This window comes from Pseudomonas sp. GW823-FHT04A03, assembly GCF_058796615.1.
In genome coordinates this window covers 73429-88839 of record NZ_JBXAIV010000011.1, presented here as the reverse complement: position 1 = coordinate 88839, position 15411 = coordinate 73429, and the positions used below count along the sequence as shown (strand labels likewise).

Annotated in this window: 16 protein-coding genes; all 16 read right to left on the bottom strand. The window is 59.9% G+C overall.

What is annotated here, in order from left to right; translation table 11 throughout:
* Positions 1–6: 6 nt before the first annotated feature.
* The 16 genes from fliE to AC1Q9F_RS23210 all read right to left on the bottom strand — a co-directional run bounded on the left by fliE (position 7) and on the right by AC1Q9F_RS23210 (position 15387).
* Positions 7–336 carry a flagellar hook-basal body complex protein FliE gene (fliE, locus tag AC1Q9F_RS23285; RefSeq protein WP_007958292.1) on the bottom strand — a complete coding sequence of 110 codons (330 nt, stop codon included), beginning with the start codon at positions 334–336 and terminating at the stop codon, positions 7–9.
* 127 nt (positions 337–463) lie between these two features.
* Positions 464–1855 (bottom strand): sigma-54-dependent transcriptional regulator, encoded by a 1392-nt coding sequence (locus AC1Q9F_RS23280; protein WP_492621022.1) that lies wholly within the window; start codon positions 1853–1855, stop codon positions 464–466.
* 5 nt (positions 1856–1860) lie between these two features.
* Positions 1861–3072, bottom strand: a complete 1212-nt coding sequence (locus AC1Q9F_RS23275; protein ID WP_492621023.1) for a sensor histidine kinase — start codon at positions 3070–3072, stop codon at positions 1861–1863.
* Between the two features lie 110 nt (positions 3073–3182).
* Positions 3183–4658 carry a sigma-54 dependent transcriptional regulator gene (locus AC1Q9F_RS23270; protein ID WP_003222863.1) on the bottom strand — a complete coding sequence of 492 codons (1476 nt, stop codon included), beginning with the start codon at positions 4656–4658 and terminating at the stop codon, positions 3183–3185.
* 172 nt (positions 4659–4830) lie between these two features.
* Entirely contained in the window at positions 4831–5127 is a 297-nt protein-coding gene (gene fliT / locus AC1Q9F_RS23265; RefSeq protein WP_127797297.1) for a flagellar protein FliT, read from the bottom strand.
* Positions 5128–5137: 10 nt separating this feature from the next.
* Positions 5138–5533 (bottom strand): flagellar export chaperone FliS, encoded by a 396-nt coding sequence (gene fliS / locus AC1Q9F_RS23260; protein ID WP_207985414.1) that lies wholly within the window; start codon positions 5531–5533, stop codon positions 5138–5140.
* Positions 5534–5662: 129 nt separating this feature from the next.
* Positions 5663–7123 carry a flagellar filament capping protein FliD gene (gene fliD, locus AC1Q9F_RS23255; protein WP_492621024.1) on the bottom strand — a complete coding sequence of 487 codons (1461 nt, stop codon included), beginning with the start codon at positions 7121–7123 and terminating at the stop codon, positions 5663–5665.
* Between the two features lie 82 nt (positions 7124–7205).
* Positions 7206–7562 carry a flagellar protein FlaG gene (locus tag AC1Q9F_RS23250; RefSeq protein WP_207985412.1) on the bottom strand — a complete coding sequence of 119 codons (357 nt, stop codon included), beginning with the start codon at positions 7560–7562 and terminating at the stop codon, positions 7206–7208.
* A 73-nt stretch (positions 7563–7635) separates the two neighbouring features.
* Positions 7636–8487: a flagellin domain-containing protein gene (locus tag AC1Q9F_RS23245; RefSeq protein ID WP_207985411.1), complete on the bottom strand. Its 852-nt coding sequence runs from the start codon at positions 8485–8487 to the stop codon at positions 7636–7638.
* A gap of 243 nt (positions 8488–8730) precedes the next feature.
* Positions 8731–8997 (bottom strand): hypothetical protein, encoded by a 267-nt coding sequence (locus AC1Q9F_RS23240; RefSeq protein ID WP_207985410.1) that lies wholly within the window; start codon positions 8995–8997, stop codon positions 8731–8733.
* Positions 8994–10286 carry a motility associated factor glycosyltransferase family protein gene (locus tag AC1Q9F_RS23235; protein WP_492621025.1) on the bottom strand — a complete coding sequence of 431 codons (1293 nt, stop codon included), beginning with the start codon at positions 10284–10286 and terminating at the stop codon, positions 8994–8996. Before AC1Q9F_RS23235 ends, AC1Q9F_RS23240 begins: the two co-directional genes overlap by 4 nt.
* 87 nt (positions 10287–10373) lie before the next feature.
* Positions 10374–11300 (bottom strand): ketoacyl-ACP synthase III, encoded by a 927-nt coding sequence (locus tag AC1Q9F_RS23230; protein WP_085611535.1) that lies wholly within the window; start codon positions 11298–11300, stop codon positions 10374–10376.
* Positions 11301–11526: 226 nt separating this feature from the next.
* On the bottom strand, positions 11527–12579 hold the full coding sequence (pseI, locus tag AC1Q9F_RS23225) for a pseudaminic acid synthase (RefSeq protein WP_492621026.1): 1053 nt from the start codon (positions 12577–12579) through the stop codon (positions 11527–11529).
* The gene (gene pseG / locus AC1Q9F_RS23220; RefSeq protein WP_492621027.1) at positions 12576–14078 is read right to left on the bottom strand and encodes a UDP-2,4-diacetamido-2,4,6-trideoxy-beta-L-altropyranose hydrolase; all 1503 of its coding nucleotides are present in this window, start codon (positions 14076–14078) and stop codon (positions 12576–12578) included. Before pseG ends, pseI begins: the two co-directional genes overlap by 4 nt.
* On the bottom strand, positions 14075–14770 hold the full coding sequence (gene pseF / locus AC1Q9F_RS23215; protein ID WP_492621028.1) for a pseudaminic acid cytidylyltransferase: 696 nt from the start codon (positions 14768–14770) through the stop codon (positions 14075–14077). The genes pseG and pseF overlap by 4 nt, the downstream gene beginning before the upstream one ends.
* Positions 14767–15387: a pseudaminic acid biosynthesis-associated methylase gene (locus tag AC1Q9F_RS23210; protein WP_207985404.1), complete on the bottom strand. Its 621-nt coding sequence runs from the start codon at positions 15385–15387 to the stop codon at positions 14767–14769. The genes pseF and AC1Q9F_RS23210 overlap by 4 nt, the downstream gene beginning before the upstream one ends.
* Positions 15388–15411 lie beyond the last annotated feature (24 nt).

Sequence of the window (15411 nt, the reverse complement as noted above, 5' to 3'; positions counted from 1 at the left end):
TCGTCCTTAAACCGGCATCTGCATGATGTCTTGATAAGCCTGAACCAGCTTGTTGCGCACCTGGGTCAAGGCCTGGAACGACACGCTGGCTTTTTGCGAGGCAATCATCACGTCCGTCAGATCGACGCCGCTCTTGCCGATTTCAAATGCGTTGGCCAACTGAGTCGACGCCTGCTGGGTATCACTGACTTTGTTGATGGCCTGACCGAGCATGTCGGAAAAGCTGCTGCCTGCCACTTCAGGGGCAGCGGCAATCGATTTCGGCTTCGACATGGCGTCCATTTGCATGGCCTTCATGTCCATCATCAACCGATTAAATTCAATACCTTGGCTCATGGTCTACTCTCTTGGGCGGCCCGCAATTTTTTGACACTCACTCGGCGGGTACTCAGGTGTTAGCAACAACGGTGCCAGCTCGTGGGCACCGCTTTCAGAAAAGCCGTTTCAAACGTTTGCGCACCCGTCAGGTGGCGAACAGGTAACCTTCGACATCCATGCCCGCATCGCGCATTTGCGCCAGTTTGTAACGCAGGGTGCGCGGGCTGATGCCGAGTTTTTCGGCGGCTTCCTTGCGTCGACCGCGCTCGGTACGCAGGGTGTCGATGATCATCTGGAACTCGCGACGGCGCAGGTCATCGCCCAGCGCACCGGCCGAATCCGCCTCGATCTCGACTTCACGAATGACCGGCGCAACCGGCACCGCCGCCGGCAATGGAGCAAACAGCGCAGGCCCGGAGAGACAGAAATCCTGCGGCTGGATCAAGCCGCCCTGCTGGAGAATCAAGGCCCGCTGGACCGCGTTATCCAGCTCGCGCACGTTGCCCGGCCACGGATAACCGATCAGGCACGCTTGCGCCTCGGGCGAGAACTTAGCCATCGCATGCTTCATTTTATTGACGTGCTTGGCCAACAGACGCTCGGCCAGCGGCAGGATATCGGCGGTGCGCTCGCGCAACGGACGCCAGGCCAGCGGAAATACCGACAGACGATAATAGAGGTCTTCACGGAACCGCCCCGCCGCCACTTCACCGGCCAGATCACGGTTGGTGGTCGCCACTACGCGAATATCGAGGGTGATGGGCTTGCGTGCACCGACCCGCTCGACTTCCCGCTCCTGCAAAACCCGCAATAGCTTGGCTTGCAGGCCGAGGGGCATTTCGGAAATTTCGTCGAGCAGAATGGTGCCGCCGTCCGCCTGTTCGAACTTGCCGGCCTGGGCCGCGATGGCGCCGGTGAACGAGCCTTTTTCGTGACCGAACAGAGTGGCTTCGAGCATGTTGTCCGGGATCGCCGCACAGTTGATCGCAATGAACGGCTGACTGGCGCGATGGGATTGCTGGTGGATGTAACGTGCCAGCACTTCCTTGCCGGTGCCGGACTCGCCGGAGATCAGCACGGTGGAATCGCTGCGCGCAACCCGCGCCGCCAGATCCAGCAATTGAGCACTGGCCGGCTCGACCGCGACCGGCCCTTCGGCGTCACTGGCGCCGAGACTGCCCAAGGCGTGGCGTGCTACCAGATCCAGCAGAGCCTTGGGCTCGAACGGCTTGACCAGATAATCCGCCGCGCCCTGGCGCATCGCATCGACCGCGCGCTCGACCGCGCCATGGGCAGTCATCAGCAGCACCGGCAATTGCGGTTGTCGCGCGCGCAGCAGGCCGAGCAATTGATGACCATCCATGCCCGGCATGTTGACGTCGCTGACCACCAGACTGAACGCTTCGCGCTCGACGGCGTTCAGCGCCTCTTCGGCCGAACCCACCGCGTGATAGTCGTGACCGGCCAGCAACAGCGTATCGGCCAGCGCTTCGCGCAACGAGCGGTCATCCTCGACCAGCAGAACCTTGATGCCCATGACCTTCACTCAGCTCCCTGTACAGCAGAAAACAACGGCAGGATGACCTGCGCGCACGTACCGCGCCCGACCCGCGAACGCAGCTGCAATTCTCCCTGATGCGCACGCGCCACAGCCTTGACCACGGTCAGGCCCAGGCCGGTCCCGGTGACTTTGGTGGTGAAAAACGGCTCGCCCAGCCGCGCCAGCACTTCCGCATCAATACCGCTGCCGCTGTCACTGACACACAAACGCAGGGTGTTGTCGCGGGTATAGCAATGCACCTTCAGACGCACCTCGCCGGCACTCGCCTGGATGGCATTTTCAATCAGATTGAGCAGCGCCCCGACCAGCGTGTCGCGATTGCACAGCAACTCGCCGGCATGGCTGTCGCACTGCCAGCGGATCGGCAGATCCTGCACATGGGTCAGCGCCGCGGCCTGCAACGACTGCATCAAGGCATTCGGCGTGACACGGTCGGTCAGCGGCAGCTCGCCGCGAGCGAACACCAGCATGTCGCGCACCTGATGCTCCAGCTCGTGCAGGCGCTCCTTGAGGCGACCGGCGAAACGCTGCTGCGTGGCGACCGGCAATTCCTGCTCGGTCAAATGACTGGCGTACAGCAATGCAGCGGACAACGGCGTACGGATTTGATGAGCCAGCGACGCAACCATCCGCCCCAGTGACGACAGTCGCTCGTGGCGCGCCAGTTGATCCTGCAAGTGACGGGTTTCAGTCAGGTCGTTGAGCAGCACCAACTGTCCCGGCTCGGCATCCAGCGAGCGAGTGGCAATCGACAGGCGCCGACCGTTTTTCAAGGAAATTTCGTGACCATCGTCTTCGCGGGGCGCGAAGCAGCGGGCGATGACATGGCGCCACAGTTCGCCTTCCAGCGGCAGGCCGAGCAAGTCGATGGCGGCAGGATTGGCCTCACGCACCATGCCGTGACCGTCGATGACGATCACGCCACCGGGCAACAGATCGAGGAGGTTTTGCAGACGGTTGGCCAGGCGTTCTTTTTCCGCCAGTTCCTGCATGCGCTGGGCGCTGACCACGGCCAGCTCGCCCTTGAGCTCGGTAACCCGGGCTTCGAGCATGCTGTAGGAGTCGGTCAACTGGCTGGACATCTGGTTGAACAGGGCGAATGCCTGCTCAAGCCCCTGACGGCTCGCCTGCTCTACGGACGGCAGTTGCCCCGAGGACTCGGGAACAGAAGACATCTGGGAGGCTTGGGGCATTGTGCTCTCTCGCTTGGCTGACCGTCAGTTAAACGGAACGTTGCGAGGGATGTAGCAATACCCGTGCCTAAAAAAAACCGCTTATAAATGAAGCAGTTGAAAAACAGGCGTCAATCATCCGCCTGTTCATCACCTTCACGACGGCTCATGCCGTACTTGCGCATCTTCTCCACCAGCGTGGTGCGGCGAATGCGCAGGCGTTCGGCGGCGCGGGCCACGATGCCGTTGGCGTCGTCCAGCGCCTGCTGGATCAAGCCCTGCTCCAGACCACCGAGGTAGTCCTTCAGGTCGAGACCTTCCGGCGGCAGCATGGCGTTGGCGGTGAAGTCCGGCGTATGGCCGTTGATCGCCACGCGCTCTTCCAGATCGCTGCGCAGGCTGTCGACCATTTGCTCGTCTTCGTCGTCGACGTAGCGAAATTTCTTCGGCAACTCGACCACGCCGATCACCCCGTACGGATGCATGATCGCCATGCGCTCCACCAGGTTGGCCAGCTCACGGACGTTGCCCGGCCAGCCGTGGCGGCACAGGGACATGATCGCGGCGGAGTTGAAGCGGATCGAACCGCGCTTCTCGTGCTCCATGCGCGAGATCAGCTCGTTCATCAGCAACGGAATGTCTTCGACGCGCTCACGCAGCGGCGCCATCTCGATCGGGAACACGTTCAGGCGATAGTAGAGGTCTTCGCGGAAGGTGCCGATCTCGATCATGCTTTCGAGATTCTTGTGGGTCGCCGCGATGATCCGCACGTCGACGCTCTGGGTCTTGTTGCTGCCCACACGCTCGAAGGTGCGCTCCTGCAACACGCGCAGCAACTTGACCTGCATCGGCAGCGGCATGTCGCCGATTTCGTCGAGGAACAGCGTACCGCCGTTGGCCAGCTCGAAGCGGCCGGCACGGCTGGTGATCGCGCCGGTGAAGGCGCCCTTCTCGTGACCGAACAGTTCGCTTTCCAGCAACTCGGCCGGGATCGCCCCGCAGTTGACCGGGACGAACGGCGCGTCGCGACGTTTGGAATGGTAATGGAGGTTGCGCGCAACCACTTCCTTGCCGGTACCGGACTCGCCGAGGATCAACACGCTGGCGTCGGTGTCGGCCACTTGCTGCATCATCTGGCGCACGTGCTGGATCGCACGGCTGGTGCCGACAAGGCTGCGGAACAGGTTGGGTTCGCGATGACGGCCGCGTTCGCGAGCCTGATCGTACATTTCGCGATAGACCTGGGCACGGTGCAGGGAGTCGAGCAGCTTGCTGTAGCTCGGCGGCATTTCGAGAGTCGAAAGCACCCGGCGGCGTTGGTCTTCGGGCAAGTCCACCGAAGAATTATCGCCCATCAGCAAAACCGGAAGGAACTCATCCCAGGTCGAGAGTGTCTTTAACAGGCCCAAAAGCGCACCAGGAGCATTGACCGTCCCGATCAGTACGCAAATGACCTCTCGACTAGACGACAAAGAGCCGACTGCCTGCTGCCAGTCATGGCTTCCGCAGGGTAAATTTTCTTCGCCAAGAAAATTTAAGATCACCGCCAGGTCGCGGCGGCGGACGCTATCGTCATCGATCAGCAGAATTTTGGTTTCACGCCACATGCAATAGCAACTTCCCTAGTCAACTCAATGCCCAAAATGAGGGGCAAGCGAGACGCTTGCAGGACACCTTGTGCCTGTAGACGCCTGAAATCTGAAAACAGCCACTAGTTAAGTCAAAAAACCGTGCACAGTCAAATTTATGGCGCACATGTCTGGATTAACTGAGGGTTAATTAACCAAACAGATGGTAAACCTTTGCCGCGTTCTGCGCTTGGGTGATCTGCGACATCTCGTCGACTATCGCCTGACGCTCGCCCATGGCGACTTCAAGAAGCTGCTTGTAGACATGCAGCAACTCCTCAAGGTTATCGCGCAACGCCTGCTCATCAAGCGAGGCCTCGGCCATGACGTCTTCCATGCAGGAACGGCAAGCCAGATCCAGCTCTCCAATGGCCTCCCAGTTACGCTCGGCCAGCGCACCGACCAGCGCTTCACGGGTATCGGCGATTCTCTGCAATACAAGACTCATGGTGCTCTCCTTAAAACTGGGGGCCTGGTGGAGCAATGCCGTCCCAGCCTTCCTTTACGGTGCGCAGCAGGTCGGCCACCTCGTCGAGTATCCGTGGATCACTCTTGGCGTTGGCCTCAGCGAGTCGCTTCATCATGTAAATGTAAAGCTGGTTGAGATCACCCACCGAGTCAGCGCTGTTTTCCAGATCCAGGCCTTCACACAATCCACCGATGATGCCAACGGCTTTACTGATGGCCGTGCACTTGGCAGCAATATCCTTGCGCTCGATGGCGCCTTTGGCTTGCGCGATCCGGTCCAGGCCACCTTCCATCAACATTTGCACCAGGCGGTGCGGACTCGCTTCGGACGTCTGGGCGTGTGCGCCGACTTTCTGGTATTGCCGAAGGGCTAACATTGGATTCATGTTCTACCTCATTGCCACAATGACTCGTATAACCAGTGTATCGCCAACGAATCACAGAACTTTAGATCAAAAGACAAAAACCCGGCGCACGCCGATGGAGCGTAGCCGGGTTTTTGTCGTGCCTGCTGGTTACTTCGCGGATTGCTGAGCGTTCAGCGAGGCGAAGAACGACGTAATATTGCTCGCCGTCGCCTTCATTTGCCCTACCAGCAAGTCCATGGCGTTGTACTTGGCAGTCAACGTCTTGGTCATGCCGGCAACGCGTATATCCAGAGCCGTCTGCTGATCGGCAAGACTACGCGTGTTTTTGGTCAGAATGGCCATGCGCTGGTCAAGCAAACTAGGGGTGGACTTATTGCTCGCCGGCGGGTTGAGATACGGATCAACCGCTTTGCTCATACGCGTCAACAGCCCATTTTTATCGTCGGTACCCGTGAACAACTGCTGAACCTGACCGGTCATGCCTGGCTGGGCCATGGTCTTGTTGAACGTATCGGTATTAAACGTCAGGTTACCGGTGTTGCGGTCGGTCATCACACCCAACTGCGACAGCACAGCCAGCGGACCACCCGCCCCTGGTGCCGTCAACTCGGCGCGAACACTGGCAATCAGTGCACGCGGCATCGCGTCACCCGTGAAAGCCGCTTGCACGGTCAGTTTGCCATCTTCGTCCGGTGTCGCCTTGGACAGCGTATCGATGGTGGTCTTCAACGCGTTGTAGGCATCGACAAACTGCTGAATCGATGTCTGCAGGCCCTTGGTGTTGGCATCTACGCTGACAACAGTCGGAGTGGGCGTCGGCGAGCCAGGGCTGACGGTTGTCAGATTCAGCGTCAGACCACTGATTGCGCCAGTCACAGTGTTGCTTTTGCTGCTGACCTGAAGACCATCGATAGTCAACAGGGCATCTTTGGCAACGCCGTTGACCGCGCCCGAATCACCTGCCGCCGGACTGGTGCTCATCGGCTTGGTACCATCGATTTCCAGGCCCGCAATACCGCTGACGGTGAGGTCGGAACCTGCGCCGGTCTTGTTCGAACTGATCACCAGACGCGAAGCACCGCTGGCGTCAGTCACGATGTTGGCGGAAATACCGTTGGCACCCTGAGCCTTGTTGATGGCATCGCGGGTGTTTTGCAAGGTAGAACCGGCCGGAATGTCGACGTTGTAATCAGTGCCATTCTGACTGATTTTCAGGGTACCACTCGGAATGGCACTGGCGGCACCGCCGGCGAAAGAGGCACTGGCAATTTTCGAACCGGTGGCCAACTGGGTCACGACAACATTGTAATTGCCCGACACTGCGGTGCTGTCGGAAGTAGCATTCAGAACGTTCGTGTTACTTGAAGTCGCGGTGAAGCCGGCAAACGCAGGATTGGTCGTGCTGCCCAGGTTTTTCATCGCCGTCTGGAACGTGGTCAGCGCGCTCTTCAACGAACCGATGCCGGAAATCTTCAGCGTGTTGGCTTTGGTCGCAGTATCGATCTGCGACTGCTTCGGCGCCTTGTCGGCGTTGACCAGCGCAGTGACAATCGCACCGATATCCAGGCCGGAACCCAGTCCGGTACCCGGTAGAATTGGACTTGCCATGTGCATCTCCCTTCAAATTGTTGCCGTTCTTTTGACCGTTACACGCATCCTGAGAACGGACAAACACTATTCATGCCAGCTCTCAGACTTTGGCGTCGAACAATACGTGACTTGCGTTCGCGAGGCTGTCTGCCAGTTTGAGGGCTTCTGCGGAGGGGATCTGTCGAACGACCTCACCCGTCTCGCTCGCGATCACCTTGACGATGACCTTCCCGGAGTGTTCGTCGATAGAGAACTCCAGATTGCGCTTGATCGATTGAACGAACTTCTCGATCTCCTGCACCGCCAGCTTCAACTTCGTCTCGTCCGTATCCTGACCCTTGTCAGCGACCGGCGCGTCAGCCTTGGCAACCTTGGGCGTCTCTGACGGTTTGTCAGCAACCGGCGTTACTGGCTTGGGAGCCGGATAAGACTGGTTAAGCTTTACGCTCATGTCCATGCTCATCACCTCCTAACGTAAAAAGGCGAGAGAGCACGACTAGCGCACTCCCCCGCCCAAACTCATTCCGAAATTACTGAAGCAGCTTCAGTACAGCGGAAGGCAGTTGGTTGGCTTGAGCCAGAACGGAGGTCGAAGCCTGCTGCAGAGTTTGCTGCTTGGTCAGGTTAGCAGTTTCCGCGGCGAAGTCGGTGTCTTGTACACGACCCTGTGCAGCGGTGGTGTTCTCAACGATGTTCTGCAGGTTGGCGATGGTGCTGTTCAGACGGTTTTGCGAAGCACCCAGGCTGGCACGGGTATCACCGATCGCAGCGATAGCAGCGTCGATTGCAGTGATAGCGTTGTCGATGTTGCTACCAGCAGCAGCAGGGGTAGCACCGGTCAGAGCCAGAGTAGCTTTGTCCACGGACAGGCTGACGGCGTCGAACTTGGAGCTCAGTACCAGGTCGATGTGGTTAGCAGTACCGGTGTTGGCACCAACTTGCAGGGTCACAGTACCAGCCGAACCGTCCAGCAGGTTTTTGCCGTTCAGGTTGGTGGAAGCAGCGATACGGCTGATTTCGTCGGACAGGTCAGCGAATTCGCCGTTGGTTGCGCGCTGGTCAGCAGTGCCGTTGGTGCCGGTACGTGCTTTAACAGCCAGTTCACGCATACGCTGCAGGATGTCGGTAGTAGCTTGCAGAGCGCCTTCAGCGGTCTGGGCAACGGAGATACCGTCGTTGGCGTTCTGGATAGCCTGGTTGCCACCGCGGATTTGCGATTGCATACGAGTGGCGATCTGCAGGCCAGCGGCGTCGTCTTTAGCGCTGTTGATTTTCAGGCCGGAAGACAGGCGCTGCATCGAAGTCGACAGAGCGTCGGAAGCGCGGTTCAGGTTTTTCTGAACGTTCAACGACGTGGTGTTGGTGTTTACTGTTAAAGCCATGACGAATTCCTCGTTGGTTGGGTACTGCGGCTTCCGGCCCTGGCAACCGCCGGGTATGGCCTAGAGAACCTTCGTAATAGTTATCGTCGGGTTTGCAGGTTGCTTGAGGGCTTTTTTGAAAAAATTTGCCATCAACCTGCCACCCCCTAGAAAACAAAGACTTAGCAGCACTTTACCTTCGAAAAAATGACGTCATAAAACCGTCCGTGGCGCAAACCTGCGGGCCAGCGCCTTCGACCTTCCTCAGGTGGACGGTTGTTCCAGCAATTGAATCAACTCGTACTCCATGAAATCGGCAAGTCCCAACCAGTCCTGACGCTCCTGGCACTCGAGCATTTGCGTGAGCAACTGCGCCCAGATTTGCTGCGTCTGCGCGCCGGCCGACAGCAATGACTGCTGCGCGCCCTCGAACACATCGACCATGGTCAATGCCGCCTCGACATCACGCCCCAGGCGGAACAGCCCGGCGCACTGGTGGCATTCGTCTACCCATGATTGCGGCGCACTCATTGCACGAACTCCTGATTGAAACCCGTCCCGGCAATCTGCGCACCCGCCCGGCTGCTGTTGAAAAACGCCACGTGCGGCTGACTGGCTATGTATCGCTCCAGCACACACAAGTAACCGCGAAAATTGAGCTGGGTACTGACGCGCTGACCATGCCCGTCACGCACCCAGTGCCGCGCCTGATTCACCGACGGCCCTAGGTCACCATCATTCCAGCCGGCATGGGTCTTGTTCATCGGGAAGGCAAAATCGGCACCGAACAGCGTGATGCGTGAAGCGCCCATCTTCACCGCCAGGTCCACGGCCGGATGAATCACGCTGCCGCCCATATGCAACAGCGCTCGCGGGTGCTGCTCACTCAATGCCGCATAGACCGGACTGGCCGAGTAACCGCCATAACGCTTGCCCTTCCAGGCCCTCAACACTTCAGGATCACTCATGGGCAGATACACCAGCGGGATGCCGTCGGACTCCTCGAAAGGCAAATGCCGGAAGCTGATGCGCTGATCGATGCTCACCACATAGTCGGGCACGATCCCGTGCTCGCGCAGTGGCCGGTAGGCGGTATCGACACAAATGAACAACGGACGCCCGGCCCGCTCGCGGATCGCGGCCAGACGTTCGAAATGCTGTTCCAGTGTCGGCCCGGTGCCGATCACATAGATCTCCCGACCGGCACAGGTGCCGAACAACGTCGCCACATCATCGTCGCCAAGCAATACCGGCAAGCAGTCCTGCAGACGCTGTCGAATGAAGGGTGACTGCGGATCGAATTCACGATTGTTGAAGCTCAGGTGCACTTCACTGACCAGCCGATCACGAATCTTCGCGTTGTAGTCATCGGCCAGCAGCATCTCGGCAGGCAAGGCGAAAAACGGCGTGCAGATGTCGGACAGGTCGCCGGCATAGAGCAATTCAACCCGCGGATCCTGCAGCCACTCCCGCTGATCCAGCAGTTGCAGCACCAGAGCGAACAGCGCGCCATTGAGAATGTGCACGTACAAACGCTCGAGCCCGGAGCGCTCCAACAGCACCACCGGCAAATCCCCGAGACCGGTGCCGTAGACGTGAAGTTGCGGCTTGTCCGTCGGCAGGCTGGCAGCCTGAATCTGCGCCTCGCGGGCACGGTCATGCCGGCTGGTGAGCTGAATGCCGTCTATGCTCAGCGTCGAGCCCAGCCCCTGCGTCAGTTCGGCCTCGATCGCCGAACTGTCTTCGTTCAGCAATCGTGCGAACAGCGCCGGCCAGCGTCGTTCGATGACTTCAGCGTTGGCTTGGAAAAACTCACTCATGACGCCTCGCGCTCTCTTCAGGCAAAAAAATAGCGTTCAAGGTTAACCCTTGAACGCTATTTTTGTATCCGCCGTTTTTTAGCGGATTCAAGGACGATAAATAATCGCCGAACCCCACGACAGACCGACACCGAAACCACTGATCGCAATGCGATTCCAGTCGGAATCCATCACGTGTTTTTCCAGCAGCAGCGGCACACTGGACGACACGGTGTTACCGGTCTCGACCATGTCCTTGATGAACTTCTCCGGCTCGCCTTCGAAACGTCGCGCTACCGCATCGACAATCGCCGCACTGCCCTGGTGGATGCAGAAGGCGTCGATGTCATCGGCCTTCAGGCCGGAATCGTCGAGCAGTTCATGCAAGTGCGCCGGGACTTTCAACAATGCAAAGTTGAACACCTGACGGCCGTTCATGAAGAACACACCATCGGTCACCTTCAGGTGCGGTGCGCCGGAACCGTCGGTGCCGAACTTGGCCTTGCCCAGCGCCCAGACCGGGTCTTCGCCCATCCAGGTCGCGGTGGCGGCGTCGCCGAACAGCATGGTGGTGTTGCGATCTTCCGGGTCAACGATCTTCGAATACGGATCAGCGGTGATCAGCAAGCCGTTCTTCAGGCCTGCGGCTTCCATGAAGCCCTTGATCGCGTAGATGCCGTAGACGTAGCCGGAGCAACCCAGGGAAATGTCGAACGCCGCGACATTGGTCGGCAGGCCGAGCTTGTCCTGGACGATGGCAGCCGTGTGCGGCAGGCCTTCTTCGTCACCGTTCTGGGTGACGACGATCAGCGCATCGATGGATTCACGTTTCAGTTCAGGGTTGTTGGCAAACAGCGCATTGGCCGCTTCAACGCACAGATCGGAGGTTTCCTGTTCCGCGTCTTTGCGTGGGAGGAAGGCCGAACCGATCTTGCCGAGGATGAATTCTTCATCCTTCTCGAATTTTGCACCTTGTGCGTAATTGTCCACGCCGGCTACAGGAACGTAGCTCGCAATGCTTTTTATGCCAATCATTACGGCTTCCCAATAATAAACAGCCCAATACCACCGCTCGCAAGGATTCGAGGGGCGCCGACAAACAGAAAACGGCCGCCACAACGGGCAGCCACGGGGAGCGCAAAGGGCTATCACTGGAACCGAAAACGGGCCAGGCGCCATCTCCCCGGTCATTACAATACAGTGAAGATGCGCGTTATGACTCGCAGGTCACGCTATTTTGCCGAATCGGTGACAGATCGGGTCATTCGACCAATGACCAGTCCAGCGGCGTACCGCGTTTGATCGGCTGGCGCGCTCGGCGCCCGAGGACGGCATCGGTGTGCTTGGGCGGCAGACCGAGACCGGGACGAATGGCGCGCACATTGGCCGCCGTGAAGGGTTCACCGGCCGCCATATCAGCGGTGACGTACAGCGACCGGCGGTAGACCAGCGACTTTTTCTCAGCCTCGGTCACGCCGTAATGCACCTGGCCCATGGCCTGCCAGGCGCGCTCGGTCTCGACCACCAGACTGGCCAGTTCCGCCGGCTCCAGCGAGAAACTGGCGTCCACCCCACCGGCTGCACGGTCGAGGGTGAAGTGTTTTTCCACCACGGTCGCGCCCAGCGCCACCGCCGCCACCGACACACCGACACCCATCGAATGATCGGACAAGCCGACCTCGCAGCCGAACAGCTCACGCAGATGCGGGATCGTGCGCACGTTGCTGTTGATCGGCGTCGCCGGGTAAGTGCTGGTGCACTTGAGCAACACCAGATCCTTGCACCCGGCCTCACGCGCAGCGCGCACGGTTTCGTCGAGTTCGGCGAGGCTGGCCATGCCGGTGGAAATGATCAGTGGCTTGCCGGTCGCTGCGACACGGCGGATCAACGGCAGATCGGTGTTCTCGAAACTGGCGATCTTGTAGGCCGGCACCTCGAGACTTTCAAGGAAGTCCACGGCGCTGTCATCGAACGGTGTCGAAAACGCGAGCATGCCCAGCTCTTTCGCCCGAGCGAAGATCGGTGCGTGCCATTCCCAAGGTGTGTGGGCCTTTTCATACAGGTCGTAGAGCGAGGTGCCAGCCCACAGACTGTTCGGATCCTTGATGAAGAACTCGCCTTCCGCCAGATCCAGGGTCATGGTTTCGGCGGTGTAGGTTTGCAGTTTCAAGGCATGCGCGCCGGCCTTGGCCGCCGCTTCGACAATCTGCAAGGCGACGTCCAGCGACTGGTTATGGTTGCCGCTCATTTCAGCGATGATGAACGGCGACGCATCGGCACCGATCCGGCGGTCGCCGATCTTGAAACTGCTCATTGACGGGATTCCTTCAAAACCTTGCTGAACGCGCAGGCACTCTGGGTGAACCCGGCGTCACGAAAAACATTCATCGAGGGCTGATTGGCCGGCAATACCTGGGCGGTGATGGCGGTCATCTGCGGCCAGTGCGCAGCCACAAAGGTCTCCCCCTGCGCCAGCAGCGCCCTGCCCCAGCCGAGACCCAGACGCCCTTCGAACAGATACAGCGAAACTTCTGCCTCAAAGCCGCGCAGATCGTAGCGCAGGACACCAACCGGGCCATCATCCGCCTCGGCCACCAGCAGCAGTCGTTGAGGATTGCGCAGGCACGCAACCAGCCAGTTCACGTGCTGCGCCCAATCAATCTCAGCGCTGTCCAGCGACCAGCGGCGCACCACCTCGGCATTGCGTCCATCGAACAACAACTGCGCATCGTCCTGCGTCGCCAGGCGCAACTTGAGCACCGCGCCGGCCAGTGCCGCTGCAACCCGCAGCGCACCGCGTCCATCGACCAGTTGTCGCGAACGCTCCGCCAGGCTCTGGCGCAGATAAAAGTTGCCCACGACAAAGCCGATGGCATCGCGCAGTTGCTCGACGCTGACCTGCTCCCGCGCGCCCATGAACACATGCGCGCCGGCCGCCGCCATCACCTCACCGTTGGTCTGTTGGTTGTTCGATACCGCAATGCAGATCGTCGGCAAGCCCAGCGCCGCGCGTTCCCAACTGGTGCCACCGCCGGCGCCGATAAACAGGTCGGCCTCGGTCATGCGCCGATGAAAATCGCTGACAAAACTGTGCAGGCGCCAGTGCGACCGCGTTTCGGCCAGCGCCTGCATCTCTGCCCAGGCCGGGTTGTCGGCACCGGCGACGAAATCCACTTCAAGCGCCGAAAAGTCCGCCAGCGCCAGCATCGCGTGATGGGTCTGCCGCGCTGCATCGAAGCCGCCGAAATTCACCAGCACCCGTCGCGCCACCGGTTTGATCTCGATGGCCGGGCCACTGAATTCTTCGCGCAGCATGGCGAAGCGCGGACCGAGCAGCGTTCGGCAACCGGCTGGCAACAACGGCTGATAGTTTTCGCTGAGCCCCGAGAGGTTCTGATTGAGCAGCAGATCCACGCTGTACCGACGGGTCGCCAGATCGTCGACGGCGGCAATCCGTGGCGCGAAGCGGCGTGCGGCGGTCTGCCAGTGATGGTCGAGGCCGTAATGGTCGGCGATCACCCAGTCAAACCCGGGCTGCCCTTCCAGCTGCGCCGCCAGTGCCTCGATATCCGCCTGCCACGGCAGCATCGACTCGATGGCCTGCTCCGGATCTTCATCGACGTAGCGATCCGGCAACGCGAAGGTCTCGAAGCCTTCGCTCTGCAACGCATCAAGTCGATGCCCCGGCAAACGACGACAGGCAAACGCGACATGACTGCCTTGCGTGCGCAGCACCCGCGCCAGTGTCAGGCAGCGAGCGATGTGGCCGCTGCCGATGGTCGGCGAGGCGTCGGCACGGATCAACACTCTCATTGCAATTCCCCGCCAGCCTTGAGTGCCGCGTAAAGGTACTCGGCGCGCGTCCAGTCTTCGACGGTATCGATGTCCTGCACCAGATGCCGGGGCAGGATCACCGGCAGACTGGCCGGCGAATACAGCACCTCGCCCCGCAACCAGGCATCACTGCGACCCCAGTAGAACTGGCCGGCATCCTGAAAGGCTGTCGGCAGATCCTGGGAACGGGTATTGCGAAATTCGGGGTATAACGCCGTCAGCGCGCCCTGCCCGTCGAGGGTCAACGCGCGCTGCACCGGAAAGCCGAAATCGGTGACTGAAAAAGCAAAGGATTTGTCCGGATGCTGCGCCAGCAACTCCAGCCCCTGACGCAGAAACCGCGCCTGCAACAACGGTGCAGTGGCGTACACACAGCAGGCGTAATCGAAGGCCGGCAATTGCTGCAAGGCATGCACGATCACCGCCGCGGTGCCGGTGAAATCATCGGCCAGCTCCGCCGGACGCATGAACGGCACGTGAGCGCCATTGGCCCGCGCCACGTCTGCTATCTCTGCGTCGTCGGTACTGACCACCACTTGCTCGAACAACCCTGAATCGAGGGCCGTGCGAATCGAACGGACAATCATCGGCACACCGTCGAACGGTTTGAGATTCTTGCGCGGGATGCGTTTGCTGCCCCCGCGGGCCGGGATGATTGCGACGTTGTTCAAGGACGTTTTTCCAACAGGAACCAGGTGATGTCGTCGACCGGAAATTGCGGATCGCGGTGATAACCGAAGCCGTAATCCAGCAGTTGCAGATCAGGATAACGGTCAAGCATTTCCCCGGCAAAATCGCGCTTGAACAGCTTGCCGCTGTTGCCGCGATAGGACACTTCCACCGGCGACGGATTGTAGTACTCGGCGATCAGAATGTAGCGCGAACTCAACTCATACAACTGCGCATACGCCGTCGGCAACAGCTCCGGCGCCAGATGGATCAGCACGCCTTTGCTCAGGGTCAGGTCATATTGGCGCTCACGGGGAAAGTCGAACAGCGAACCGTGCCAGATGTTCGCGATGTCCAGCGCACGCGCCTGGGCACAGGCACTGGCATTGATTTCGACGCCGAACAGCTCGCACTTCGGCAGCAACTGACGCAACGCCTGCAGGTTGTTGCCGGCGTTGGTGCCCAGTTCCAGCAGGCTGTCGATCCGCCCGGCCCGGGTCAGCGCCTTGGCGAACAACGCCAGATTGGCCGCCACCAGTGGCTGGCCGACGTTGCGGTCAACGTACTGGTTGCCGAATTCGCCCTGCCAGAATTGTTCCTGCTCGCTCAGATCACGCATTACCGTTTTCCATCCACCGCCGCA